General features: G+C 60.5%; 21 protein-coding genes. 15 read left to right on the top strand and 6 right to left on the bottom strand.

The features are described 5' to 3' along the window. Positions 1-11 precede the first annotated feature (11 nt). Positions 12-1,304, top strand: a complete 1,293-nt coding sequence (gene cytX / locus K5E40_RS13660) for a putative hydroxymethylpyrimidine transporter CytX (protein ID WP_221731223.1) — start codon at positions 12-14, stop codon at positions 1,302-1,304. Here cytX and K5E40_RS13655 read toward each other — a convergent pair. Then, positions 1,273-2,019, bottom strand: coding sequence for an RsiV family protein (locus tag K5E40_RS13655; protein WP_221731222.1), 747 nt, complete (start codon positions 2,017-2,019; stop codon positions 1,273-1,275). The two genes, cytX and K5E40_RS13655, sit on opposite strands and share 32 nt — an antisense overlap. 228 nt (positions 2,020-2,247) lie before the next feature. On the opposite strand from K5E40_RS13655, the gene K5E40_RS13650 reads away from it, so the two are divergent. From K5E40_RS13650 to K5E40_RS13610, 9 genes are all read left to right on the top strand, one after another. Next, entirely contained in the window at positions 2,248-2,865 is a 618-nt protein-coding gene (locus K5E40_RS13650; RefSeq protein WP_221731221.1) for an NUDIX domain-containing protein, read from the top strand. Next, positions 2,856-3,308 (top strand): DUF1249 domain-containing protein, encoded by a 453-nt coding sequence (locus K5E40_RS13645; protein WP_221731220.1) that lies wholly within the window; start codon positions 2,856-2,858, stop codon positions 3,306-3,308. Before K5E40_RS13650 ends, K5E40_RS13645 begins: the two co-directional genes overlap by 10 nt. A 99-nt stretch (positions 3,309-3,407) precedes the next feature. Further along, complete coding sequence (cpdA, locus tag K5E40_RS13640) at positions 3,408-4,223, top strand: 3',5'-cyclic-AMP phosphodiesterase (RefSeq protein WP_221731219.1); 816 nt, start codon at positions 3,408-3,410, stop codon at positions 4,221-4,223. Between the two features lie 158 nt (positions 4,224-4,381). Then, positions 4,382-4,990, top strand: a complete 609-nt coding sequence (locus K5E40_RS13635; protein WP_221731218.1) for a YqiA/YcfP family alpha/beta fold hydrolase — start codon at positions 4,382-4,384, stop codon at positions 4,988-4,990. A gap of 41 nt (positions 4,991-5,031) precedes the next feature. After that, positions 5,032-6,939, top strand: coding sequence for a DNA topoisomerase IV subunit B (parE, locus tag K5E40_RS13630; protein WP_221731217.1), 1,908 nt, complete (start codon positions 5,032-5,034; stop codon positions 6,937-6,939). Then, positions 6,939-7,928, top strand: a complete 990-nt coding sequence (locus K5E40_RS13625; protein WP_221731216.1) for an esterase-like activity of phytase family protein — start codon at positions 6,939-6,941, stop codon at positions 7,926-7,928. The genes parE and K5E40_RS13625 overlap by 1 nt, the downstream gene beginning before the upstream one ends. Next, positions 7,925-8,449: a TIGR02281 family clan AA aspartic protease gene (locus K5E40_RS13620; RefSeq protein ID WP_221731215.1), complete on the top strand. Its 525-nt coding sequence runs from the start codon at positions 7,925-7,927 to the stop codon at positions 8,447-8,449. The genes K5E40_RS13625 and K5E40_RS13620 overlap by 4 nt, the downstream gene beginning before the upstream one ends. A 7-nt stretch (positions 8,450-8,456) precedes the next feature. Then, positions 8,457-10,721: a DNA topoisomerase IV subunit A gene (parC, locus tag K5E40_RS13615; RefSeq protein ID WP_221731214.1), complete on the top strand. Its 2,265-nt coding sequence runs from the start codon at positions 8,457-8,459 to the stop codon at positions 10,719-10,721. A gap of 176 nt (positions 10,722-10,897) precedes the next feature. After that, the gene (locus K5E40_RS13610; protein ID WP_221731213.1) at positions 10,898-11,605 is read left to right on the top strand and encodes a membrane integrity-associated transporter subunit PqiC; all 708 of its coding nucleotides are present in this window, start codon (positions 10,898-10,900) and stop codon (positions 11,603-11,605) included. 223 nt (positions 11,606-11,828) lie between these two features. On the opposite strand, the gene K5E40_RS13605 is transcribed toward K5E40_RS13610, so the two are convergent. Continuing rightward, the gene (locus K5E40_RS13605) at positions 11,829-13,337 is read right to left on the bottom strand and encodes an AhpA/YtjB family protein (RefSeq protein ID WP_221731212.1); all 1,509 of its coding nucleotides are present in this window, start codon (positions 13,335-13,337) and stop codon (positions 11,829-11,831) included. 134 nt (positions 13,338-13,471) lie between these two features. On the opposite strand from K5E40_RS13605, the gene serB reads away from it, so the two are divergent. Further along, complete coding sequence (gene serB / locus K5E40_RS13600; protein WP_221731211.1) at positions 13,472-14,686, top strand: phosphoserine phosphatase SerB; 1,215 nt, start codon at positions 13,472-13,474, stop codon at positions 14,684-14,686. 103 nt (positions 14,687-14,789) lie between these two features. Here serB and K5E40_RS13595 read toward each other — a convergent pair whose 3' ends face one another. Further along, positions 14,790-16,544, bottom strand: a complete 1,755-nt coding sequence (locus K5E40_RS13595) for a molecular chaperone (protein WP_221731210.1) — start codon at positions 16,542-16,544, stop codon at positions 14,790-14,792. Positions 16,545-16,764: 220 nt separating this feature from the next. On the opposite strand from K5E40_RS13595, the gene K5E40_RS13590 reads away from it, so the two are divergent. After that, positions 16,765-17,166: a lectin OAA gene (locus K5E40_RS13590; RefSeq protein WP_221731209.1), complete on the top strand. Its 402-nt coding sequence runs from the start codon at positions 16,765-16,767 to the stop codon at positions 17,164-17,166. A 68-nt stretch (positions 17,167-17,234) separates the two neighbouring features. On the opposite strand, the gene asd is transcribed toward K5E40_RS13590, so the two are convergent. From asd to K5E40_RS13575, 3 genes are read right to left on the bottom strand one after another with little or no spacing between them, the layout of a single operon-like run. Continuing rightward, complete coding sequence (asd, locus tag K5E40_RS13585; RefSeq protein ID WP_095113488.1) at positions 17,235-18,095, bottom strand: archaetidylserine decarboxylase; 861 nt, start codon at positions 18,093-18,095, stop codon at positions 17,235-17,237. 18 nt (positions 18,096-18,113) lie between these two features. Next, positions 18,114-18,929 (bottom strand): thiosulfate sulfurtransferase, encoded by an 816-nt coding sequence (gene rhdA, locus K5E40_RS13580; protein ID WP_221731208.1) that lies wholly within the window; start codon positions 18,927-18,929, stop codon positions 18,114-18,116. 42 nt (positions 18,930-18,971) lie between these two features. Next, positions 18,972-20,510 carry an HDOD domain-containing protein gene (locus tag K5E40_RS13575; protein WP_221731207.1) on the bottom strand — a complete coding sequence of 513 codons (1,539 nt, stop codon included), beginning with the start codon at positions 20,508-20,510 and terminating at the stop codon, positions 18,972-18,974. A gap of 166 nt (positions 20,511-20,676) precedes the next feature. Between K5E40_RS13575 and motA the strand changes: the two genes are divergently transcribed. From motA to K5E40_RS13560, 3 genes are all read left to right on the top strand, one after another. Then, positions 20,677-21,528 carry a flagellar motor stator protein MotA gene (motA, locus tag K5E40_RS13570; RefSeq protein WP_007952169.1) on the top strand — a complete coding sequence of 284 codons (852 nt, stop codon included), beginning with the start codon at positions 20,677-20,679 and terminating at the stop codon, positions 21,526-21,528. Between the two features lie 3 nt (positions 21,529-21,531). Next, entirely contained in the window at positions 21,532-22,608 is a 1,077-nt protein-coding gene (motB, locus tag K5E40_RS13565; RefSeq protein WP_221731206.1) for a flagellar motor protein MotB, read from the top strand. Between the two features lie 90 nt (positions 22,609-22,698). After that, positions 22,699-23,832 (top strand): sterol desaturase family protein, encoded by a 1,134-nt coding sequence (locus tag K5E40_RS13560; protein WP_221731205.1) that lies wholly within the window; start codon positions 22,699-22,701, stop codon positions 23,830-23,832. Positions 23,833-24,089: the final 257 nt, after the last annotated feature.

The following is a 24,089-nucleotide window of genomic DNA, read 5'->3' as shown; positions in this document are numbered from 1 at the left end:
AGATAACCCCCTTGAGCATTCAACCCAGCACTTACTCCCCCGACCTCGCCGTGCCCGCCGACAAGCGTGTGTTCGGCGGTCGTGATCTGTTTTCCCTGTGGTTTTCCTTAGGCATCGGCCTGATGGTTTTGCAGACCGGCGCATTGCTCGCGCCGGGTCTGGGCCTGTCCGGTTCGCTACTGGCCATTTTCCTCGGCACGCTGGTCGGTGTGCTGTTGCTCGCCGCTGTCGGCGTGATCGGCAGCGACACTGGCCTGTCGTCGATGGCCGCGCTGAAACTTAGCCTGGGCAGCAAAGGCGCCAGCCTGCCGGCGCTGCTCAATTTGCTGCAACTGATCGGTTGGGGCTCGTTCGAAATCATCGTCATGCGCGACGCCGCCAGCCTGCTTGGCACCCGTGCGTTCAGCGAAGGTTCGCTGGTTTCGAACCCGGTGTTGTGGACGCTGGTTTTCGGCGCTCTGGCGACATTGCTCGCCGTCAGCGGGCCGCTGACGTTCGTGCGCAAGATCCTGCGTAAATGGGGCATTTGGCTGCTGTTGGCCGCGTGCCTCTGGCTGACCTGGAACCTGTTCGCCAAGGCTGATCTGGCTGCTCTCTGGGCGCGTGCCGGCGATGGTTCGATGCCGTTCGCCGTGGGCTTGGACATTGCCATCGCGATGCCGCTGTCGTGGTTGCCGCTGATTGCCGACTACTCGCGTTTCGGTAAACGGGCGAAGAGCGTCTTCGGCGGCACCGCCATCGGTTTCTTCATCGGCAATTTCTGGCTGATGAGCCTGGGCGTCGCTTACACATTGGCGTTTGCGCCGAGTGGTGAAGTCAACGCGCTGTTGCTGGCCTTGGCTGGCGCCGGTCTGGGGATTCCGCTGTTGCTGATTTTGCTGGACGAGTCGGAAAACGCGTTCGCCGACATTCACTCGGCCGCGGTGTCCAGCGGGATTCTGTTGCGCTTGAAAGTCGAGCATCTGGCCTTGGCCATCGGCGCGATCTGCACGCTGATCGCACTGCTGGCGCCATTGGCGCAATACCAGAATTTCCTGCTGCTGATCGGCTCGGTGTTTGCGCCGCTGTTCGGCGTGGTGCTGGTGGATCACTTCATCTTGCGCAAGCGCAGCACTCAGGTCGCGTCAGCCGCATTGCGCTGGCCGGCGCTGTTGGCCTGGCTCGGTGGCGTGAGCACCTATCACTTGTTGGCGAATCTGTATCCGGATGTCGGCGCAACTCTGCCAGCGCTGGTGCTGGCAGGGTTGCTGCAACTCGTGCTCGTTCGGGCTTTCAGTTACGGCCGGGGAACAGCTCAGGCTTGAGAATGCCGTTCAGGCGCGGATAAGGGATCTTCAGTTCGACGTGACCCAGCGCGTAAGGCGCGAGGGTGCTCACGTCGTACTTGAGGATCACCGCGCCGTAGGTCAGCGCCACGTTCGGGGTTTTCTTGAACGGCCAGCTAGAAACGAATTCCGCTTCCTGATCGAGCTTGGTGCTGATCAGCCAACTGTTGTGCGCAACCTGCGCAGCCTTCCAGAACGCGTCTTCCTGACCCGGCATCAGCATGTCCGACAGGTTCAGCACTTTGTGCTGCTGGCGCGAATAGTTGATGAAGCCGCGACCCGGTGTGCCATGGGCGCCGCCGGTGTCGAGGTAGCTCGACAATTCGATGATCACCAAGCCGTCATGCTGCTCGCGTACTTTCGCCTGCAGATAGCTGCTGTTGCGTGGACCGGCAGTATTCAAGAACTGCTCGCGGTAAGCCGCCAGGGTCGGCGCCACCGATGCGTTCTGTTCGGTGCGGGTCATTTGCAGCAGGCGTTTTTCGATGATGCCGTCCAGGGCAGGCTCTGCCGCGAAATGTACGGTATCGATATTCACCAGCGGGCAGTCGGGGTTGGAACACCCAGGCTTGAGCTGTTCCGACGCATCGCGGGTGGTTTCCAGGGGCGTGCGGTAGTTGGGCTGGAACAGGCTCGCGCACGCGCCCAAGGTCAGGGCGATGGCGGCCACGGAGGCAATTTTGAAAAGCGACATGGGCGTCCTTTCTGAAACAGGGGAAGGCAAAAAGATATCCGCTTCGACTCTCACCGAAGCAGTCAGTTCGCCACTAAGCTAATTAGAGTGGGTTTCGCCTCCACCGTCCATCCCGCTGACGGTAAAGGGGCTGCATCAAACGGTGCGGGCGCGTTAGGATGGCGCGAAGTCGAGGTTGCATGTCACAAAAAGGAACCTCGTAATGGATTTGCAGAAAAGAGGATGCCCATGACTGACTTTGCCAACGCCATTCCGACCGCCGTCGATATCGTGCGGCGCGAAAAATGCTACGAGGGCTTTTACAAGCTCGACTGTTTGCATCTGCGCCATGAATTGTTCGCGGGTGGCATGAGCCGCGAGATCAATCGTGAAGTGTTCGTGCGGCACGATGCGGTCTGCATGCTGCCTTACGATCCGCAGCGCGACGAAGTGGTGCTGATCGAGCAATTTCGCGTCGGCGCCATGGGCAAGGCCAGCAACCCTTGGTTGGTTGAGCTGGTCGCTGGTCTGATCGACAAGGACGAGCAACCGGAAGAAGTTGCTCACCGTGAGGCGCAGGAGGAAGCTGGGCTGGACATCAAGGCCCTGTGGCCGATGACCAAGTATTTCCCGTCGCCGGGCGGCAGCAACGAGTTCGTGCATTTGTATCTGGGGCGTTGCGAAACCGCAGGTGTCGGCGGCCTGCATGGGCTGGAGGAAGAGGCTGAAGATATCCGCGTCACGGTCTGGGCGTTTGAAGATGCCTTGCAGGCTGTGCGCGACGGACGTATTGCCAATGCGGCGAGCATTATCGCTCTGCAATGGCTGGCGCTGAACCGCGCCGAAGTGAGGGGGTTATGGTTGTAAACAAGCTGCGCGATCGTTATCGAGTCGACCTCGTGGGGCTGCAAGCCGCCTGCGAGGCCAACTACGCGCGCCTGATGCGGCTGGTGCCGGACATGCGTAACGACCCAGAGGCGCGACGCATCGCCGTGACTCAGGGCGAGCAGATGCTCGGAGTGCTGGCCCTTGAAGTGCTGCAAACCTGTCCTTACACCACCACGTTGCAGGTGCGCCAGGAACACAGCCTGCCGTGGCTGCCAGTGCCGCAACTGGAAGTGCAGGTCTATCACGACGCGCGCATGGCCGAGGTCATCAGCGCTGAACATGCACGACGCTTTCGCGGCATCTATCCTTACCCGAACGCCGCGATGCATCAGCCAGACGAAAAGGCTCAACTCAATCTGTTTCTGGGGGAGTGGTTGAGTCACTGCCTGGCCTTGGGGCATGAGTACGAAGTCGTACGCTAGTTGTGAACTGCGTCCGGTTCACAGGTTTCCTCTTTCAGTGATCCCCCAGCATAATTGCGGCACTTGACCGATTCCGTGCTTTTGCCTTGGGAGAACGCCTTGCCGAGCGTATCCACGTTGACCACCGCCGATCCGGCGTTGCTGGTGCAGTTGTCCGACAGCCATCTGTTCGCCGAAGCGGACGGTGCGCTGCTGGGCATGAACACGCGTCAGAGCCTGCAAAAAGTCATTGAGTTGGTGCTGGCGCAGCAACCGCAGATCGATCTGGTGCTGGCCACCGGGGATATCTCGCAGGACGGCACACTGGCGTCGTATCAGCAGTTTCGCCAGATGAGTGCGCAGATCAATGCCCCTGCGCGCTGGATTCCCGGCAATCACGACGAACCGCAGATCATGGCGCAAGCGGCAGTGCAGAGTGCGCTGCTGGAGTCGGTGGTCGATGTCGGCAACTGGCGCGTGACCTTGCTCGATTCCGCCGTGCCGGGGTCGGTGCCGGGGTATTTGCAGGACGATCAATTGCAACTGCTGGCCCGCTCGTTGAGCGAAGCGCCGGAGCGCCATCACCTGGTTTGCTTCCATCATCATCCGGTGCCGATTGGCTGCCTGTGGATGGAGCCGATCGGTTTGCGTAATCGCGAGGCTTTTTTCGAGGTGCTGGATCGTTTTCCACAGGCCCGCGCCGTGTTGTGGGGGCATGTGCATCAGGAGATTGATCGCGAGCGCAATGGCGTAAGGTTGCTGGCCTCGCCGTCGACCTGCATTCAGTTCGAGCCGGGCAGTAAAGACTTCAAGGTCGGGGATCAGGCGCCGGGGTATCGCTGGTTGCGGTTGTTGCCAGACGGGCGGCTGGAGACTGGCGTCGAGCGGGTCACTGATTTCGCCTTCACTGTCGATTACGGTTCAAACGGTTACTGAGGCCGCACCGACGCCTTCGCGAGCAAGCCCGCTCTCACAGTGCAATGCTTTCCTTGTGTGGGAGTGGGCTTGCTCGCGAAGGCATCCTTACAAACACCCACGATCCCCCCGACTCCCTGTAAACTCCGCTATCTTTCGCCGACACTCAGGGAGCTCAAATGTCCGGTTCGATCCTCTATATCCACGGTTTCAACAGCGCGCCGGCCTCGAAAAAGGCCTGTGAGCTGGTCGCGGTGATGGAGCGGCTGGGTTTGAGCGGGCAACTGCGGGTTCCGGCCCTGCATCACCATCCGCGCCAAGCCATCGGTCAGTTGGAGCAAGCGATTGCCGAGCTGGGCCGGCCGCTGCTGGTGGGAAGCTCACTCGGCGGCTACTATGCGACTCACCTGGCCGAGCGCCATGGCCTGAAAGCGTTGCTGGTCAACCCGGCCGTCAGTCCGCATCGGATGTTCGACGGCTATCTGGGAACGCAGAAAAACCTGTATACCGATGAAAACTGGGAATTGACCCATGACCATGTGACGGCCCTGGCCGAGCTGGAAGTGCCGGCGCCCCACGATGCGCAGCGGTATCAGGTGTGGTTGCAGACCGGCGACGAAACACTGGATTATCGCCTCGCCCAGCACTATTACCGAGCCTGTGCCTTGCGCATTCAGGCCGGCGGCGACCATGGTTTCCAGGGTTTTGCCGGGCAATTGCCAGCCTTGTTGAGTTTTGCCGGCATTGGCGCCGATGTGTATCAGGCAATCGATTTCACCGCACTGTGAAGTCTTGCCCCTCTTTCATGAATGACTGACGACGAGACCCTATGGCCACTCCCAGCGCTAGCTCTTATAACGCCGACGCCATCGAAGTCCTCTCGGGCCTCGACCCGGTGCGCAAACGCCCCGGCATGTACACCGACACCAGTCGGCCGAACCACCTCGCCCAGGAAGTCATCGACAACAGTGTCGACGAAGCCCTGGCCGGCCACGCCAAATCAGTACAGGTCATCCTGCACGCCGACCACTCGCTGGAAGTCAGCGACGACGGCCGTGGCATGCCGGTCGACATCCACCCGGAAGAGGGTGTTTCAGGTGTCGAGCTGATCCTCACCAAGCTCCATGCGGGCGGCAAGTTTTCCAACAAGAACTATCAGTTCTCCGGCGGTCTGCACGGGGTGGGTATTTCCGTGGTCAACGCCTTGTCGACCGAAGTCCGGGTTCGCGTCAAGCGTGACGGCAACGAATACCAGATGACCTTCAACGACGGCTTCAAGGCCTCGGAACTGGAAATCGTCGGTACCGTCGGCAAGCGCAACACTGGCACCAGCGTGTACTTCGCGCCGGACCCGAAATACTTCGATTCACCGAAATTTTCCATCAGCCGCCTCAAGCACGTCCTCAAGGCCAAGGCCGTTCTGTGCCCGGGGCTGCTGGTCAGTTTTGAAGACAAAGGCACCGGCGAGAAAGTCGAGTGGCATTACGAAGACGGCTTGCGCTCCTATCTGGTCGACGCGGTCAGCGAATTTGAACGCCTGCCGGACGAACCGTTCTGCGGCGCTTTCGCCGGTAATAAAGAAGCGGTCGACTGGGCCCTGCTGTGGTTGCCGGAAGGTGGCGACGCGGTGCAGGAAAGCTACGTCAACCTGATCCCGACGGCGCAGGGCGGTACCCACGTCAATGGTTTGCGTCAGGGCTTGCTTGATGCGATGCGCGAGTTCTGCGAATTCCGCAGCCTGCTGCCGCGCGGTGTGAAACTGGCGCCGGAAGACGTCTGGGAACGCATCGCCTTCGTCCTGTCGATGAAGATGCAGGAGCCGCAATTCTCCGGCCAGACCAAAGAGCGTCTTTCGTCTCGGGAAGCGGCGGCGTTCGTTTCCGGTGTGGTCAAGGATGCTTTCAGCCTGTGGCTTAACGCCAACCCGGAAACCGGTCTGGCGCTGGCGGAGCTGGCGATCAACAACGCCGGCCGTCGTCTCAAGGCCAGCAAAAAGGTCGAGCGCAAACGCGTCACCCAAGGGCCGGCACTGCCGGGCAAACTGGCTGACTGCGCCGGGCAGGACCCGATGCGCTCCGAGCTGTTCCTGGTCGAAGGTGATTCCGCTGGCGGTTCCGCCAAACAAGCCCGGGACAAAGAGTTTCAGGCGATCCTGCCGTTGCGCGGCAAGATCCTCAATACTTGGGAAGTCGACGGCAGCGAAGTGCTCGCCAGCCAGGAAGTGCACAACATCGCCGTGGCCATCGGTGTCGATCCGGGCGCGGCGGACATGAGCCAGTTGCGCTACGGCAAGATCTGCATCCTCGCCGACGCCGACTCTGACGGCCTGCACATCGCAACCTTGCTCTGCGCGTTGTTCGTCCAGCATTTCCGCCCGTTGGTGGATGCCGGTCACGTCTACGTCGCGATGCCGCCGCTGTACCGTATCGACCTCGGCAAAGAGATCTACTACGCCCTCGACGAAGCCGAACGTGATGGGATTCTTGACCGTCTGGTGGCCGAGAAGAAACGCGGCAAACCACAGGTCACCCGATTCAAAGGTCTGGGTGAAATGAACCCGCCGCAGCTGCGTGAAACCACCATGGACCCCAACACCCGGCGTCTGGTGCAACTGACGCTGGGCGAAGATTTCGCCCAGACCTCGGAAATGATGGACATGCTGTTGGCGAAGAAACGCGCCGGTGATCGCAAGGCTTGGCTCGAATCCAAAGGCAACCTCGCCGAGGTGCTGGCCTGATGCGGTTTGGCTGGGCCTTGGCGGGTGCGTTGCTGCTGAGTGCGATGACCGCGTCGGCCGAGCCTGCGCAGGAGCTGCGCTTGCTCTCCGAACATCCGGTCGAAGGCCTGCGCGGCGGCAATCTCTCCGGGCTAGCGATGTGCGGCAATGAGCTGTGGACGGTGTCTGACCGCGATGACGATCAGATCTATCGGCTCAATACGGCGGATCAGGTCTGGCAGGCCGAAACGGTGCGAATCGATGTGCCAAAGGTGCCCGACAGCGGTTTGCCATGGGGTCTGAGTTCGCGAAACTGGGCGGCATCGTTTATCCGGGGCGGCGATCTGGATTTCGAAGGCATCACCTGCGACAGCGCCGGCAATCGCTACATCGTCAGCGAAGGCCATGCAGCAGTGTTGCAGGTGCCAGTCAACGGCCCGGCCAACTGGCTGAAGATCTCGCCGATGATGGTTCGCGAAGCGCGGGCCAGCGGCATGCTCCTGCATTTCAATGCGATATTCGAAGGCCTGGCGATCAACCCAGCAGGCGATCAGATGTGGCTGGCCGCCGAACGGCAAAGCCGTGGCTTGCTGAAGATCAAGCGCCAGCAGACGGTGTGGGATTGCGACGGCCGTTGCGTGCTGCTCAGCGAGAGTGGCAAGGAGATGCAGCCGCCGCAGTTTCCCAAGGCCAAAGCGGTCGATCGGGACTTTTCCGATATTTCGTTGTTCAACGGCAAACTGTTTACCCTTGAACGCAACGCTTTCCAGGTTTGTCGGCGCGATGCGCAGACCGCCAAGGTCGAGCGTTGCTGGTCGTATGCGGCCGAACTGTTGCAGGCCAACCGCCAATACTCACAGAGCTACGGGCTGGAAGAGGCACTGATCGTTGATGCTGAGGGGGCGTGGATCGGCGTCGACAATAATTTTGGTCCGCGTGCCGACGGTGAGGTTCGGCCGGTCGTCTGGCGGTTCGCCGCGCCTGACGGTGGCTGGAGCGCCAAGCCATGAGCCAGCAACCGCCAGGCAAGCGCGCCGGGCGAGTGCTGATGATCCTGGCCTGGTGCGCTGCGCTTTTTCTGGCCACGCGGTTTTTCGGCCAGTGGGAGCAACGCCAGCAGAATCCGAACGTGGTGGTAAGTTCGCAGCAGGGCGAAGGTTTTATCGAAGTGAAGCTGGCCGGTAACGCCCAGGGGCATTTTGTCGCCAGCGGCCAGATCAACGGCGAGCCGGTGGAATTCCTGCTCGACACCGGCGCAACCGATGTGGCGATCCCGGCGGATCTGGCCAAGCGTTTGAAGCTGCAAGAGGGTTTTGGTGTGACCCTGAGCACGGCCAATGGCCTGAGCCAGGGCTATCGTACAAAAATTGACCGCCTGCAACTGGGCGACATCGTGCTGCGGGACGTCCGCGCACTGGTGGCGCCAGGTTTGCAGGGTGATCAGGTGCTGCTCGGCATGAGCGCCCTGAACAAACTTGAATTTACTCAGCGCGGTGGCACCATGCTGCTGCGCCAGACAACGAACCGATGAGGCCCGCATGAGCGACATCCTTGCAGACAGCTTAGACGGCGTAGAGCGCCGCTCGCTGGCTGACTTCACCGAAAGTGCCTACCTCAATTACTCCATGTACGTGATCATGGACCGTGCCTTGCCGCATATCGGCGATGGCCTGAAACCGGTGCAGCGTCGCATCATTTATGCGATGAGCGAACTGGGGCTGGACGCTGACTCCAAACACAAGAAATCGGCGCGTACCGTCGGTGACGTGCTCGGTAAGTTTCACCCCCACGGCGACTCGGCGTGCTACGAAGCGATGGTGCTGATGGCTCAGCCGTTCAGCTATCGCTACACGCTGGTCGACGGCCAGGGTAACTGGGGTGCGCCGGATGATCCCAAGTCCTTCGCGGCCATGCGTTACACCGAGGCTCGCCTGTCGCGTTATTCCGAAGTGCTGCTCAGCGAACTGGGCCAGGGCACTGCGGACTGGGGCCCGAACTTCGACGGCACCCTGCAGGAACCGCTGGTATTGCCGGCGCGTCTGCCGAACATTCTGCTCAACGGCACCACCGGCATCGCCGTGGGCATGGCCACCGACGTACCGCCGCACAACCTGCGCGAAGTCGCCACGGCGTGCGTGCGCTTGCTCGATGAGCCCAAAGCCACGGTCGAGCAACTCTGTGAACACATCCAGGGCCCGGACTATCCGACCGAAGCGGAAATCATCACGCCGCGCGCCGACCTGCTGAAAATGTACGAAACCGGCAAGGGCTCAGTGCGCATGCGCGCCGTGTACCACGTCGAGGACGGCGACATCATCGTCACCGCGCTGCCGCATCAGGTCTCCGGGGCCAAAGTGCTGGAGCAGATCGCCGCGCTGATGCAGGCCAAACCGTCGAAAGCGCCGCAGATCGCCGACCTGCGTGACGAATCCGACCACGAAAACCCGTGCCGCATCGTGATTATCCCGGTCAACAGCCGCGTCGATCACGAAGCGCTGATGCAGCACCTGTTCGCCAGCACCGAGTTGGAGTCGACCTACCGGGTCAACGTCAACATCATCGGTCTGGACGGCAAGCCACAGCTGAAAAACCTGCGCGCCTTGCTGGTCGAATGGCTGGAATTCCGTGTGCAGACCGTGCGTCGCCGTTTGCAATTTCGCCTCGACAAGGTCGAGCGTCGACTGCACCTGTTGGACGGTTTGTTGATTGCCTACCTCAACCTGGATGAAGTGATTCACATCATTCGTACCGAGGAACACCCGAAAGCCAAGCTGATCGAGCGCTTCGCCCTCAGCGAGATTCAAGCTGACTACATCCTCGACACCCGTCTGCGTCAGTTGGCGCGACTGGAGGAAATGAAGTTGCGCGACGAGCAGGACGAACTGCTCAAGGAACAAGCCAAGCTGCAAGCGCTGCTGGGCAGCGAAGCCAAGTTGAAGAAACTGGTGCGCACCGAACTGATCAAGGACGCCGAAACCTACGGCGACGACCGCCGCTCGCCAATCGTGGAGCGCGCCGAAGCCAAGGCGTTGACCGAGCACGATCTGCTGCCGAACGAGAAAGTGACCGTCGTGTTGTCGGAAAAAGGCTGGATCCGTTCGGCCAAAGGTCATGACATCGACGCCACCGGCCTGTCGTACAAGGCCGGTGATGGCTTCAAGACCTCGGCAGCGGGGCGCTCCAACCAGTTTGCGGTGTTTATTGACTCCACCGGCCGCAGCTATTCGGTCGCCGCGCACACGTTGCCGTCGGCCCGTGGCCAGGGCGAGCCGTTGACCGGCCGTCTGACGCCGCCACCGGGCGCATCGTTCGAATGCGTGCTGATGCCGGAAGACGACGCGCTGTACGTGATCGCTTCCGACGCCGGTTACGGATTCGTGGTCAAAGGCGAAGACCTGCAAGCCAAGAACAAGGCCGGTAAAGCCCTGTTGAGCCTGCCGAACAACGCCAAAGTGATCGCGCCGCGTCCGGTGACCGATCGTGATCAGAACTGGCTGGCCTCGGTCACGACCGAAGGTCGCCTGCTGATATTCAAAATCAGCGATCTGCCACAATTAGGTAAGGGCAAGGGCAACAAGATCATCGGTATTTCCGGTGAGCGCGTGGCCAGTCGCGAAGAATATGTCACGGACATCGCCGTGCTTGCGGAAGGCGCAACGCTGGTGTTGCAGGCCGGAAAACGGACTCTGTCGCTCAAGGCCGACGACCTCGAACACTACAAAGGTGAGCGTGGTCGCCGTGGCAATAAACTGCCGCGTGGCTTCCAGCGAGTCGATGCGCTGCTCGTCGAAAACCTCAATTAGGCGTCCCAGAGCGCTCGATCTACGATTTAACGCGTAGATCGACGCTTTGGCGCTGGAGTCGGAACGCATATTCACGGATGATATGGCCTTTCAAGCGCCGGCGTGGCCGAGCGTTCTTCATATTTATTGAGTATTTTCACTGTGGTCAGCCGAGTGGCGGCCACCTGGACGGGATGATGACTGCTCTGCGCCCCCTTATTTTCCTGCTCGCCGGCGTTCTTGGCCTGGCGGGTTGCAGCGTACACCAGCCGGTGTCGCTGTATCAGCTGGACAGCGGAAGTCCGGTTCAGCCTGCGCAAAGCGCAGGCATGGCGGTTTTGTTGGGCCCGGTAGTCGTCGCCGACTACCTGCAACGTGAAACCCTGCTGCAACGTCAACCTGACGGCAGTCTGCAAGCGGCGACCGATGGTCGTTGGGCTGGCAGCCTTTCGTCGGATATCGACCAGTTGCTGCTGCGTCAGGTTGCCGGCCATCTGGACAGCCAACGTGTCGTGCTGGCACCGGCCACTCAGGGTTTTACCCCGGATGCGCAGGTATTGCTGACCATCACGCGTCTGGACTCCGGTGAGAAACAACCGGCGATTCTCGATGCGCAATGGCGATTGATCGACCGTCGTGGCCGAGTGCGTGATAACCGCATCGTCCACCTGCAAGAGCTGCACGCCGGTAGCACGGCTTCGCAGGTTCAGGCACAAGGGATTCTGTTGCAGCGGTTGGCCGATCAACTGTCGGTGGCGCTCAAACCACTGGCCAATCAGCCGCCGTTGGTCGAGGCGCAGCGTAAGCCAGCACCGAAACCGGCAGCGCCTTCGGAAGCTGACAAGCAGCCTAAGATCCCGATGGCTTCGCCGATTCGCACCGATATGGAAGTGTTCCGCTTCTAAGTCTGGTTTGAGTCAAAACAAAGCCCGCCTTGTGCGGGCTTTGTTGTGTCTGCTGTCTGGAAATGTGTGGTTAGGCGTCTGGCCCCTTCGCGAGCAAGCCCGCTCCCACACGGCTTCAATTCCCCTGTGGGAGCAGGCTTGCTCGCGAAGAGGCCGGATCAGACTACGAAAAAGCCCGCAGACAATCACTCATCTGCGGGCTCCTTTACAGCGGGATCAGGCCTCAGGCCCGGCGCTCATGCATCCGTGCCAGTTGCCGCTCCAGCATCGATGGATAAGGCTCCATCAACCGCTCGACACAGCACGCCCCCTCGGGACTGGCGATCGGGCGGATCCGTGCACGCTGACGGATCAGCGCGTCATCACTGATCTTGCGTTCAACCAGCAGCAAATTGCGGCTGTGCTGCGACAAGGCCAGTGCGTCCTGGGCCGAATCGGTCAGCAGCAGATCAATCTGGCTCAGGCCGAACAACTCATCACCCAGGGTCAGGCCCAACTGCAATTGCAGGGTAATGCCACTGTCCGCGACTTCAATCTGCAACTGATGGCCCAGCGCTCGCAGCAACTCGCCGCAGCAGATCGCGTTGGTCAGGTAGTCGTCGCCACTGTCCTCGGTGTGGAACAGCATCAGCGTGCTGCCATCGTTCAGGGTTTCGATCTCGCCTTGATACAGCGAAGCGGCTTGATCGAGGCAATCGCGGTAGCGCTTTTGCAACTCTTCCAGACGGGTCCGAGGCAAACGGCGCAGTTGCTCCTGGGAGCCCAGTTGCACGGCCAGCACTGCCGTGTGCTGAGGCACGCTTGGTGTGGCCTGGCGAATCGGCGGTTGCGCGGTTTCATTCAAGGACTCGTCGCGCAGGTCGGCGAAGGCGTCGTCGTCCTCATCGTCCTCGACGGTGCTGACCACCCGGCGTGCCGCAGGCTTTTGCGCGGCCACCGGCCGGCTCTCGTCGAAGCTCGGGTCGCGCAGGTTACGCACTTCGAACTCAGTCTCGTCGTCTTCGAACTCGGGCTCCGGTTCTGGCTCGGGCTCAACAGGCTCGGGGGCATAGTTGGCGTGTAACTGACGGGCCAGATCGCCGATCTCGTCCTGACGCTCGATACCCGGGGTGTACTCATCGATCCGGCGCAGCCATACGCGCAGTTGCAGGAGCGGCGTGGAGATGTGCCGACCCAGCCGCAGGCTCAGGGCCAACGACAGCGCCAACAGAATCGCACTCAAGATGCCCATGCTTTGCAGGCTGATGGTCATCGGCTGCTGGAACTGATCCATGTCCAGGCTGATGCGCAGTTGCCCGGCGGTCACGTCCTGAAAAGTGATCTTGCTTTCGTACATGCCCTCGGCTTCGCCCAGCAGGCTGTGCTTGGGGCGCTGACCGGACTCGGCGAGGATGCGGTTATCCACGCTGTAAATGGCGGCGTGGGCCACCAGTTTGTTCTTGGTCAGGTTGTTGAGCAGCACGTTGAGGCTGAGGATGTCGTTGGACACCAGCAGCTCCGTGGCGGAGGTGGCGGTCTGCGTGGTCAGGCTTTCGCCCAGCGCATCGGCCTGTTCGTGCATGGCCTGCTTGAATTGCAAACCCATCACGCCGGCATAGATCACCAGCGCCAGAGCGACGAGGATCACGTTATGGCTGGCAATGCGCAATGCAATCGGTACACGGCGGTGGCGCAGTGCACGGAAGATCAGCAGGAAGAAGTTATCGGTTTTAACTGGCGTGGGCCGGTTCACTGAGCTCGGCTCTTTTGTCCGTGAAGTTGACGCGCAGTATAGCGACAGGCCCTAGACCGGCAAAGCGCTCGCGGTGCCCGATGGTCACTGAAAGTGGGTAGAATGCGGTTTTTTTCCAGTTGCGGGGGTGCGCGTTGCGCGAAATCGTCCTGATTAACATCACGGGAGTCGACCGTCCGGGTCTGACTGCGGCCATTACCGGCGTTCTGGCACAAGGTGGTGTGAACATTCTCGACATCGGTCAGGCGGTGATCCACGACACCCTGTCGTTTGGCATCCTGGTTGAAATTCCCGATTCCGAGCAAGGCAAGTCCGTGCTCAAGGACATTCTGTTCAAGGGCTACGAGCTTGATCAGCAAGTGCGCTTCACCCCGGTGTCCGAAGAGGATTACCAACAATGGGTGGGCAATCAGGGCAAGAAACGTCACATCGTCACCCTGCTGACGCGCAAAGTGACTGCCGGGCAATTGCAGGCTGTCAGTTCGATCACTGCCAAATACGGTCTGAATATCGATCACATCGACCGTCTGTCGGGTCGTATGCCGCTCGACACCCCGGCCGACCAAGGCAAGGGCTGCATCGAGTTCTCCGTGCGGGGCGAAGCGGCTGATCCGCAGGCGCTGCGTGCCGAGTTCCTCAGCGTTGCGCAGGAACTGAACGTCGACATCGCCTTCCAGGAAGATTCACTGTTCCGTCGCAACCGTCGTCTGGCGGTGTTCGACATGGACTCGACGCTGATCGAAGCCGAAGTCATCGATGAACTGGCCAAGGCGGCCGGGGTTGGCGAGCAGGTTTCGCAAATCACCGAGCGTGCCATGGCGGGCGAACTGGATTTTCGCGCCAGTTTCAAGGAGCGTCTGGCGCTGCTCAAAGGCCTCGACGTCAGCGTGCTGGACTCGATCGGCGCTTCGCTGCGCCTGACCGAGGGAGCCGAAACCCTGTTCGCTGAACTCAAGCGTCTGGGCTACAAGACCGCGATCCTGTCGGGCGGCTTCACCTATTTCGCCAAGCAATTGCAGGCCAAACTCGGTATCGACTACGTCTTCGCCAACGAACTGGAAGTGGTCGACGGCAAGTGCACGGGCGTGGCGATCGAGCCGATTGTCGATGCGCAACGCAAGGCTGACCTATTGAAAGAACTGGCGCACAAGGAAGGTTTGCGTCTGGAGCAGACCATTGCGGTCGGCGACGGCGCCAATGACCTGCCGATGCTGGCCATTGCCGGGTTGGGCGTGGCGTTCCGCGCCAAGCCGTTGGTCAAGCAGTCGGCGAAGCAGGCGATCTCCACGCTTGGGCTGGATGGCGTGCTGTATCTGCTGGGCTTCCGGGATCGCGACGGGCAGCTCTGACTCTCCAGGGCCAGCGTCGGACTCTTCGCGAACAAACCCGCTCCCACTTTGGAATGCATTTCAAGTGTGGGAGCGGGCTTGCTCGCGAAGGGCGCAACTCGGTCTAAAGCGACTTCCACAACGAATCGAAATCCTCTTCGCTCCCGCCCTGCTGCGCAGCCTCCAGCGAGCGATAGGCAAACTGATTGAAACTGTGCGTACTCGCCACCCGTCGATCCAGTCCGGCGGGGTGTTCCTCGCCTTGGGTGTTGATCAGCACTCTATTGCCTTCCTGAAATGGTAAACGCGGCGCCAGCAAGGTGGCCGGCAAGTCGATCGCGCTGATCTGCGGCAGCAGCAGTCCCCGTAAATAGTGGCTGTGATCGTCCCGCGAGCGCACCAGTTGCAAACCGCACGGTTGTGCATGAGGCGCCACCAGTTCAATGCCCATCTGCGTACCGCTGCCGCGCACCTGCCGGATCCAGCGAATGACCGCGATGCTCCAGCCTTGATTCGTGCTGTCCTGAATCCCGAGCATTTCCCCGGTCTGTAACTCGACGGGGACTTCTTTCGGCCAGCCCAGGCAATAACCACCGGGACTGTGATTGATCACAGGCAGAGCATACGTCGGATAGTGGGGCGTGCTGTCGGTGCTGCTTTCGTCCTCCACCAAATGGTCGTACTGAATTTCTTCGTAGGGCAGAAACTCATCGGCCTTGCTTTGCGGCGCGGCGTCGAACGACTGGCTCCAGCTGTCCTTTTCACCCTGGGTCACGACGCTGCTGAAGTTTGCCACGCGCGCGCCGGGGTGTTTGAGCAGTTCGCTGAACGTGCGTTCGCCACCCAGGTAGAAGTGCAGGGCGCTCATGCCCACGCACACGGTCAGGCTGCCTTGCCCTACGGTGCGCTGAAAACTGCGCTCGGCCGCCTGGCCCCAGGTCGCATGCAGGTGTTGCAAGGTGTCGAAGCTCAGCCCGGCAGGGACGGGCAGCGGCGTCGACGTGTCCTGGCGCTGCAGAAGTGCCTCAATGACATTCACCAGCGGCTGCGGATCGAAGCCGAGCAGTGCGTTTTTCTGCTCATTGCGAAACATGTTGCGATAGCGCGGCCCGGCATCGAGTTCGGCGCTGATCGCAAACAAACCTTCGTCCGGGCTACCGGGATGCAGTTTGAGCAAAGCACTCCACCGTTCGATCACTTCAGCCAGTCGGGCGATCTGGTTCTGCCGCAGTTGATTGCAGCGGGCGCTGCCCAATAGCAGAGCGGCGATGTAAGTCTGTTCCAGGCTCAACTCGGTGGTCAGGCTGGCGAGATCGTCATGCACCTGGCGCTGCTGCAACTGCAATTCACAGGCAATTCGATAGAGCTGATGCAGCTCGAGCCACAGATGCTCCGGCGGCGAACTGTACAACTGCGTGGCGCGCACCCATTGAGCTTTAAGTGCATGGGCTGCCCGTTGCAGGGCCTGGCTGACGAGTGCCGCACGATCCTTGCTGTACTTCGGCACAATGCGTAACACGATCTGTTTGTAGCCGATGGCCAGCTGACCTTGCAGTGTCTGACACAGGTTGCTGATCTTGCGCGAGCGCTCGTCGAGCATGATCGCCTGATGCAGAAAGTGCCGCTCCAGATGCTGGCAGACGAAATACACCTCAGGGCGCAGCAGCTCCAGCAGTTGCAGGCGATTGTCACTGGGGGTGAGCAACAGATTGAGTTCGCCCAGGCCTTGATACAACAGGCGGGCGGTTTCGCCGATGTTGGCTTTGGGCAGGTCGGCGATCCAGCGTTTGAGATCGCGCGGGGTGTGTTCACAGAACGACAGGCGCGTTTGCGTTGGTGTCGGGGTGCGCAATGTCGGTTGGAATCGAGGCTCACTCATGCCATGACCAGCTCCGGAAACGAATGGGGCAATGCCCAAAACTCTAGCAGCTGTGGCCAGGTTCGCGGACTCGTGTGGGTTTTTTTACCGTTTGTCTGCTGGCTCGTTGCCATGTCGCAGGCGCTACTAGGCTCTTAGGCGTGCGATCGGATACGCACGGTCGTACGGCCTGTTGCCAATAGCGGGCAGGTCTCTTCATAACTTCAAGGAGATGAGGTTCATGTCTAAATATGTAGTGGCAAATCAGTGGGGCGGCAGTTCGGCCCCTTGGCATCCAGGTGGAGATTGGGTGCTGGGCGCGCGGGACAACCAGAACGTCGTGGCCATCGAGATCAAGTCCGGCGACGACGGCAAAACCTTCACCGGCACCATGACCTACGCCGGTGAAGGTCCCATTGGCTTTAAGGCGCAACGCACAGGCCAGAACCAGTACAACGTCGAGAATCAGTGGGGTGGCAACGATGCCCCGTGGCATCCGGGCGGCAAGTGGGTTATTGGCGGACGGGACAATCAGAACGTTGTCGCGTTGAGCGTCACTTCCAATGATGGAGGGAAAAACCTCAGTGGCACCAATACCTATGCCAACGAAGGGCCAATCGGCTTTCGTGGGCAAATAGAGTAACGGTCCCCGCGAGTCGTATCCGCCCTTTCGCAGACGTGCGAACGGGCGGATCAGTGGCTACATCAGACTCAGGCTTTTGGCAGCGCCAAACCCTGGCCCATCTGCACTGGCGAGCCAGCCGCCAGTTCTTCAGCCCATTTCACTTGATCCGGCCCGAACAGCACAATTGCCGTCGATCCCAGCTTGAAACGGCCCAGTTCGGCGCCTTTTTCCAGATGGATCGGTGCGCGGGCGGCTTCGTCGTAGCGGAAGGTTTTCAGCTCGCGCTTCGGCGGCGTGACCAGACCGGCCCACACGGTTTCGATCGAAGCCACAATCATCGCGCCTACCAGAACAACCGCCATCGGGCCGCGTTCGGTGTCGAAGATGCACGCCACACGCTCGTTGCGGGCGAACAGCTCCGGCACGTTTTCCGCGGTGGTCTGGTTGACCGAGAAGATCCGGCCCGGGATGTAGACCATTTCACGCAGGGTGCCGGCCAGCGGCATGTGTACGCGGTGGTAGTCCTTCGGCGACAGGTAAATGGTGGCGAAGTCGCCGCCCATGAACGGCGCTGCGTTTGCCGCGTCACCGCCGAGCAGTTCCAGCACGCTGAAACTGTGGCCCTTGGCCTGGAACACCCGACCGTGCTCGATCGGGCCGAGTTGGCTGACGGCACCGTCGGCCGGGCTGAGGATCGCGCCCGGGGTTTCGTCCAGAGGGCGCGCGCCGTCTTTCAGGGCGCGGGTGAAGAACGCGTTGAAGTGCTCGTAGGCGGTCAGGTCTTCAACCAGTGCCTGCGACATGTCCACTTGATAACGCTTGGCGAACCACTGGGTGAACGCATTCTTGAACCAGCGCACGCGGCACTCGGCAATGCAGCCGGCCAGGCGCGACAGCAAATGATGAGGCAGCAGGTATTGGCTGAGGATAAACAGACGCTCTTTCATTAGTTGTCCTTAAAAACCTTAAATCTCGACGGGCGTGTCAGGGTGGTTGCCCCATTCGCCCCAGGAACCGGCGTAGCCCTTGACTCGCGGATAACCGAGGGACTTGGCCACCAGATAAGTGAAGCCCGACCGGTGATGGGTCTGGCAGTGGGTAATGATTTCTTTGTCCTTGGTGATCCCCAGGTCTTCGAGGATCTGCGGCATGTCAGTGCGAATCCGCAGGTTGCGCGCCTTGTCCATGCCCGCGGTCCATTCGAAGTTGACCGCACCGGGAATATGGCCGGCTTTGGCGGCCAGGACTTTCTCGCCGGAGTATTCCAGCGGCCCGCGTGCATCCCAGATCGCGAGGTCGGCGGCGCCGAGACGGCTTTGCAGGTATTCGCGCGTGGCAGTCGGTCCTTCGTGCAGCGTCAATGCCACCGGGCCACCGGCGGCAGGAGGTACCTGGATCGACATCGGCATGCCATCGGCCAGCCACGCCGGCAGACCGCCATCGACATAGTGGTACTTGTCGTGACCGATCACGTCGAGCAGCCAGATGAAGCGTCCGGCCCAGCCGCCGCCTTCGTCGTCATAGACCACGTAGACCGCGTCCTGGCGATGGCCCAGCTCACCGAACAACGCTTCCAGATCGGCTTTGGCCGGCAACAGTCCCGGCGCCGGTGGCTGGCCGAACTGGGTTCGTTTCGGATCGACAAACCGCGCCCCGGGAATGTGTCCTTCGGTGTAGCGGGCGGCACTGGTCAAGTCCACCAGAATCAGGTCGCTTGCCTCGAGCCTGGGGAGCAGGTCGCTCGGTTCGATAACGAGCGGCAAGCCAGAGAAGTCAGACATGTGAGGTCTCCAGAGCACAAAGTGGGGGATTGTAGCGCAGCCTCATCGGCCACGGCTGCTAAAGCTGTGCAGGGCTTTTTCGATGCACTGCGCGGTTTTGCCAAAGGCTTGCACGGTGATATCGGCGAACGGTCCACCGCCCTGATCGGCGACGACGATCATGATCACCCGGCCATTGTTGACCAGTGAGCGCAGGAACAGGTGCTCGCCACGAAACAGCGAGCGCAGGCTTGGCGGCAGCAGGGCAGAGAATTGTCCGTCGTTTTGCGGGTTGATCCGCACCTGCGCCTGTTGCGCGAGCAGCCGTTGCAGGACTTTGCTCTGACTGACCACAAAATTCAGCGCCCCCGCTTCTTTTGGCAGGCCGAATGTTTGGTGCACGCGCAGATTGGACTGGGTGCGATCTGCCATCAGGATCATCACCCGACGCATGCCGCTGGCGACCAGTGCATCACGGGCGGCGACGGTCAGGCTCATGGCATTGGTGAACCGACTCGGCTCGGCCAGCAGTTCGGCGCATTGCCGGCGCCACTGAGTCAGATCTTCGGCGCTCGGGGCGGCGGCCGGGAGCATTCCGGCCGGCAAGCGATGAGTGCCCCACGGCCATAGCAGCGAAACGGCCGGGTGCCACAGATCCGGCATCGCATGGTGACGCGCACTGTTGGCCGCCTGTTGATGCAATTGCTGCTGCACCTCGTCCATCGAAATTTGCAGATAAAGGCTGGTCAGGTACTGCCAGCGCCTACTGTGCGGACTGTCCCACGCCTGTTGCGCCGACAGCGCCAGCCCGTTGGCCAGCAGTACGGTGTTGGCGGGTTGATTGAGCCAGCGGCGCAACGTCGGATCATCGTCCAGACGATTTTGCTGGCGTAACGGGTGCTCGCTGTCGCGGGCGATACGCAGGACTTTGACCAATTCGCGTCGCTCGCTGAGCAGCAGTTTATAGCCTTGCTGCACCCAGACTGGCAGGTGCCAGGCTTGTACCAGCGCCTCGGCGATTTTCAGCAGGCGCACGCCAAACAATTGCTTCTCGACAGTGCGCGCCGATTCGCCCTTGTGGATAACTCGCAGCTCCCACTCTTCAAGCAACTGCGGATACGTCAGCGCCAGCGGCCACAGCGGCGAGAGAAACAGCAGGCTGCCCCAATGAATGTCCTGCCACAGCCGCGCCAGGCGACTGGCGAAAAAACCGTTGGCCTGTTGCGTGGCGTGCTGGCTGATCATTTGCAGTTGCCGAAGGGCCTTGGGAATCTGCATCTGCGGTTCGGCAGGCAGGCGTGCCAGCAGTTCTTCGGTGCGGGCGAGGCCGAGACGGTTGATCGCCACTTCGAGATTTTCCGCCGGTGTACTCATCGTGCCGTGGGTGTGACGATTTGCCTCACGGATGATGCTCAAGGCCAGCGCCGGGCTGTCCTGCATCAGGTCGGCGATGTCGCGCAGAGAACTGCGGTTGTCACGAATGGCCCGGCACACTTTGTCGTGAGCGTCTTGCGGCACGGGCAGGCGCACGCTATCGAGCAATGTCACCCAGCCTTCAAGGGTGGTCGGTTTTACGTGTGGGACGTTCGTTTCATTAGCCATGTCTGGACGAGATCTTCACTGACTGTAGACGCGCCCGGCATGGGCTAAATTGGCTTTTCGCCTGAACTGGCTATAGTCTGGCGCAGTTTTGCCGATAAGTAGAAGAAGAGATTTTTTAACTTCCGAATATGACCTTGAACCCGACTTAAATAAGTACTTTCTACCTATGGCTAAAATTATCGGCATCATCGTCGTATTCGCGAGCGTGCTCGGCGGATACGTGCTCTCCCACGGCAAGATTGCCGCCCTGATCCAGCCCTTCGAGGTGATGATCATCGGTGGTGCGGCACTGGGTGCATTCCTCCAGGCCAACCCCGGTTACATGACGATGCACGTGCTCAAGAAATCCCTGAGCATGTTCAGCTCGCGTTTCAGCCACACCTTCTATCTGGAAGTGCTTGGCCTGATCTACGAGATCCTCAACAAGAGCCGTCGCGAAGGCATGATGGCCATTGAAGGCGACATCGAAGACGCTGCCGCGAGCCCGATTTTCGCCAAGTACCCGGCAGTCCTTAAAGATGAACGCATGACCGCGTTCATCTGTGATTACCTGCGCATCATGTCCTCCGGCAACATGGCTCCCCACGAGCTTGAAGGCCTGTTCGACATGGAGTTGTACAGCCTGAAAGAAGACCTCGAGCATCCATCCCATGCGGTGAACGGCATTGCCGACGCTATGCCGGGTTTCGGTATTGTCGCGGCGGTACTGGGTATCGTGGTGACCATGGCGTCCTTGGGTGAGGGCGATCAGAAGTCCATCGGTCTGCACGTGGGTGCGGCGCTCGTGGGTACCTTCTTCGGTATTCTCGCGGCGTACGGTTTCTTCGGCCCGTTGGCGCATTCCCTGGCGCACGATGCCAAGGAAGAGCTGAACGTCTACGAAGCCATCAAGGCCTCGCTGGTGGCTTCGGCTTCCGGCATGCCGCCATCGCTGGCGGTGGAGTTCGGTCGCAAGGTGCTGTACCCGGCGCACCGTCCAAGCTTTGCCGAGCTGGAACAAGCCGTTCGCGGTCGTTAAGCCATGGAAAATAATCAGCCGATAATCATCAAGCGCGTCAAGCGCATAGCCGGTGGGCATCACGGCGGGGCGTGGAAAATCGCCTTCGCCGACTTCGCCACGGCAATGATGGCGTTCTTTCTGGTGTTGTGGCTGCTGTCCACCGCAACGCCGGAGCAGAAGATCGCCATCGCCGGCTATTTCAAAGACCCGGTCGGCTTCTCTGAAAGCGGCACGCCTTACATCATCGATCTGGGCGGTACACCGACCCTGGCGCCGGAAAACACCCTCAACCCCGAGGTGAAATCCCAGCCGCAACCGGACAAAGTCACCGTCGACACCGATCAGGTCGAAGGCATGGCCGAGCAGGTCGAGAAGGAGCGTCTGGAACTGCTCCTGCAAGAGTTGCAGAACAAGGTCGACGAGAACCCGCAACTGCAGAAGTTCAAGGATCAGATCCTTTTCGAGATCACGCCGAACGGCTTGCGCATTCAGATCATGGACGCCGAGAACCGGCCGATGTTCGACTCCGGTTCTGCACGCCTGAAGCCGTACTTCGAAGACATCCTGCTGGCCATGGCCGACACCATCAAAGCGGTGCCGAACAAGATCAGTATCAGCGGCCACACTGACGCCCAGCCATACATTGGCCGTGGTGATTACGGTAACTGGGAACTCTCGGCCAACCGGGCCAATGCCGCTCGTCGTGCCTTGGTCGCTGGTAGCTATCCGGACGAGCAAGTGGCGCGAGTGGTGGGGTATGCCTCGTCGGCGTTGTTCGACAGGGAGAACCCGTTCAATCCGGTCAACCGCCGCATCGACATTGTCGTGCTGACCAAGAAGGCTCAGGCAGCCATCGAAGGTGCGCAAGGTGCCGAACCGGCGAAACCGGCAGAGCAAGGGCAAAATGGCGCCGCTGCGACGCCGCCGGTCGATCCGAACGCACTGCCGGCGGATCAGCAACCAGTGCCTGCGCACGAGTTGCGTGAACGGTTGAACCTGTTCGACGACGCTGCACCGAAACCGGCCGAGCCGGGAAGTGCGGCGCCGGCGCCGACAGCTCCCCCGGCCACTGCACCGGCCCCCGCGCCGAAGCAGTGACCCCTAAAAAGCCACGGTGACCGTGGCTTTTTTGTCTCTGCCTGCGTCGCATTGACCAATCGCAGTTTTCGCAATCACGGAAGATCAGTTATGGAAAGACTCAAAGCCTATTTTCAGCGGCACGGCCACGCCCCCTTCAAATTTGGTGAGGGGCGGGTCAGTGGTTATATCTCGGCCACGCTCGGGCTGTTGAGCCTGCTCGCGGTGTTGTGCTTCCTGTTTCCCGAGTGGCTCACCACTGCTGAACTGCGCAAGGTCTACGACGAACAGTTTGCGCGTACCACGCTGTTGCTGGGTCTGGTGCTGTCGTTCAGCCTCGGTACCCTGAATATCCTGCTCAACAAACGTAAGCGTCTGGGGATCACCGGGCTGGTCGCGTCCGGGCTGGCGGTATTTCTCGGCGGCACCAACGTGCAGGTCAGTGCAATCGGGCAGACCCCGTACTCGCTGGGTCTGGACTGGTTTGTCCTGGCGCTGCTGGTCTCGGCCATCGTGTTTATTCCGCTGGAAAAGCTGTATTCCAAAGACCCCGAGCAAAACATTCTGCGACCGCACTGGCGCACCGACCTGACCTACTTTTTCGTCAGCCACATGCTGGTGCAATTCATCCTGATTTTTATCACCGCTTCGTCGAGCTACATCGCCGGTTGGGCCGTGTCGCCGGGCTTTCAGGCCAGCGTGCAAAGCCTGCCGCTGGTGGTGCAGTTCCTGCTCGCGGTGCTGGTGGCGGACCTCGGTCAGTACTGGCTGCATCGGCTGTACCACGTTGTACCTTTTCTGTGGCGCCTTCACGCCGTGCATCACTCCAGCACGCACATGGACTGGCTCGCCGGCTCGCGCGTGCACTTCATTGAAATCCTGCTGACCCGCACTGGCGTACTGGTACCGCTGATGCTGCTGGGCTTCGCGCCGCAGGCGTTGAATGCCTATGTGATTCTGGTCGGCGTGCAAGCCGTACTGGCCCACGCCAACGTGCGCATCAAGGGTGGCTGGCTGAATTATCTGATCGTCCTGCCGCGCTACCACCACTGGCACCACGCCCGGCACAAGGACTACATCTACAAAAACTACGCGATCCACACGCCACTGGTGGACATGTTGTTCGGCACCTTCAAGCTCCCGCCGAAAGAATGGCCGGTGCGTTATGGCGTATTTGGCAAAGAGCTGCCGGGCGGGATTGTGCAGCAGCATCTTTATGCGTTTAAGAAGCCTGAACCGAAGTAAGTCAGGCGCAAGAAGAAGCCGCGATGATCGCGGCTTTTTTACGTGTGTGAACGGCTGAATGTTAAATAAAGAAATCTCCTCCTGGCGTTAAAGATTCTTCCTACAGCTATCCATTTTTCGTTTTGATAGGGTGCCCGCCAGTCTTCGCGAGCACAAACCAGGGACGGTTTCGACATCGCGCTCTTTTCCTCTTTGCTTAAGGATAAGCGTATGTTCCGGCCGGCCAATGCGGCGCATTTCTCGTTGCAGATTCCTGC

It is taken from the genome of Pseudomonas baetica (genome assembly GCF_019733355.1).
GTDB lineage: Bacteria > Pseudomonadota > Gammaproteobacteria > Pseudomonadales > Pseudomonadaceae > Aquipseudomonas > Aquipseudomonas baetica_A.
The sequence above is the reverse complement of the archived record's forward strand: the minus strand, read 5'-3'. Positions and strand labels throughout refer to the sequence as shown.

What these genes read in the sequence shown, in the direction of transcription:
- K5E40_RS13655 (WP_221731222.1), bottom strand. Translation starts at nt 2,019, where the DNA reads ATGTCGCTTTTCAAAATTGCCTCCGTGGCCGCCATCGCCCTGACCTTG.
- K5E40_RS13650 (WP_221731221.1), top strand. Translation starts at nt 2,248, where the DNA reads ATGACTGACTTTGCCAACGCCATTCCGACCGCCGTCGATATCGTGCGG.
- K5E40_RS13645 (WP_221731220.1), top strand. Translation starts at nt 2,856, where the DNA reads ATGGTTGTAAACAAGCTGCGCGATCGTTATCGAGTCGACCTCGTGGGG.
- K5E40_RS13635 (WP_221731218.1), top strand. Translation starts at nt 4,382, where the DNA reads ATGTCCGGTTCGATCCTCTATATCCACGGTTTCAACAGCGCGCCGGCC.
- parE (WP_221731217.1), top strand. Translation starts at nt 5,032, where the DNA reads ATGGCCACTCCCAGCGCTAGCTCTTATAACGCCGACGCCATCGAAGTC.
- K5E40_RS13625 (WP_221731216.1), top strand. Translation starts at nt 6,939, where the DNA reads ATGCGGTTTGGCTGGGCCTTGGCGGGTGCGTTGCTGCTGAGTGCGATG.
- K5E40_RS13620 (WP_221731215.1), top strand. Translation starts at nt 7,925, where the DNA reads ATGAGCCAGCAACCGCCAGGCAAGCGCGCCGGGCGAGTGCTGATGATC.
- parC (WP_221731214.1), top strand. Translation starts at nt 8,457, where the DNA reads ATGAGCGACATCCTTGCAGACAGCTTAGACGGCGTAGAGCGCCGCTCG.
- K5E40_RS13610 (WP_221731213.1), top strand. Translation starts at nt 10,898, where the DNA reads ATGACTGCTCTGCGCCCCCTTATTTTCCTGCTCGCCGGCGTTCTTGGC.
- K5E40_RS13595 (WP_221731210.1), bottom strand. Translation starts at nt 16,544, where the DNA reads ATGAGTGAGCCTCGATTCCAACCGACATTGCGCACCCCGACACCAACG.
- K5E40_RS13590 (WP_221731209.1), top strand. Translation starts at nt 16,765, where the DNA reads ATGTCTAAATATGTAGTGGCAAATCAGTGGGGCGGCAGTTCGGCCCCT.
- asd (WP_095113488.1), bottom strand. Translation starts at nt 18,095, where the DNA reads ATGAAAGAGCGTCTGTTTATCCTCAGCCAATACCTGCTGCCTCATCAT.
- rhdA (WP_221731208.1), bottom strand. Translation starts at nt 18,929, where the DNA reads ATGTCTGACTTCTCTGGCTTGCCGCTCGTTATCGAACCGAGCGACCTG.
- K5E40_RS13575 (WP_221731207.1), bottom strand. Translation starts at nt 20,510, where the DNA reads ATGGCTAATGAAACGAACGTCCCACACGTAAAACCGACCACCCTTGAA.
- motA (WP_007952169.1), top strand. Translation starts at nt 20,677, where the DNA reads ATGGCTAAAATTATCGGCATCATCGTCGTATTCGCGAGCGTGCTCGGC.
- motB (WP_221731206.1), top strand. Translation starts at nt 21,532, where the DNA reads ATGGAAAATAATCAGCCGATAATCATCAAGCGCGTCAAGCGCATAGCC.
- K5E40_RS13560 (WP_221731205.1), top strand. Translation starts at nt 22,699, where the DNA reads ATGGAAAGACTCAAAGCCTATTTTCAGCGGCACGGCCACGCCCCCTTC.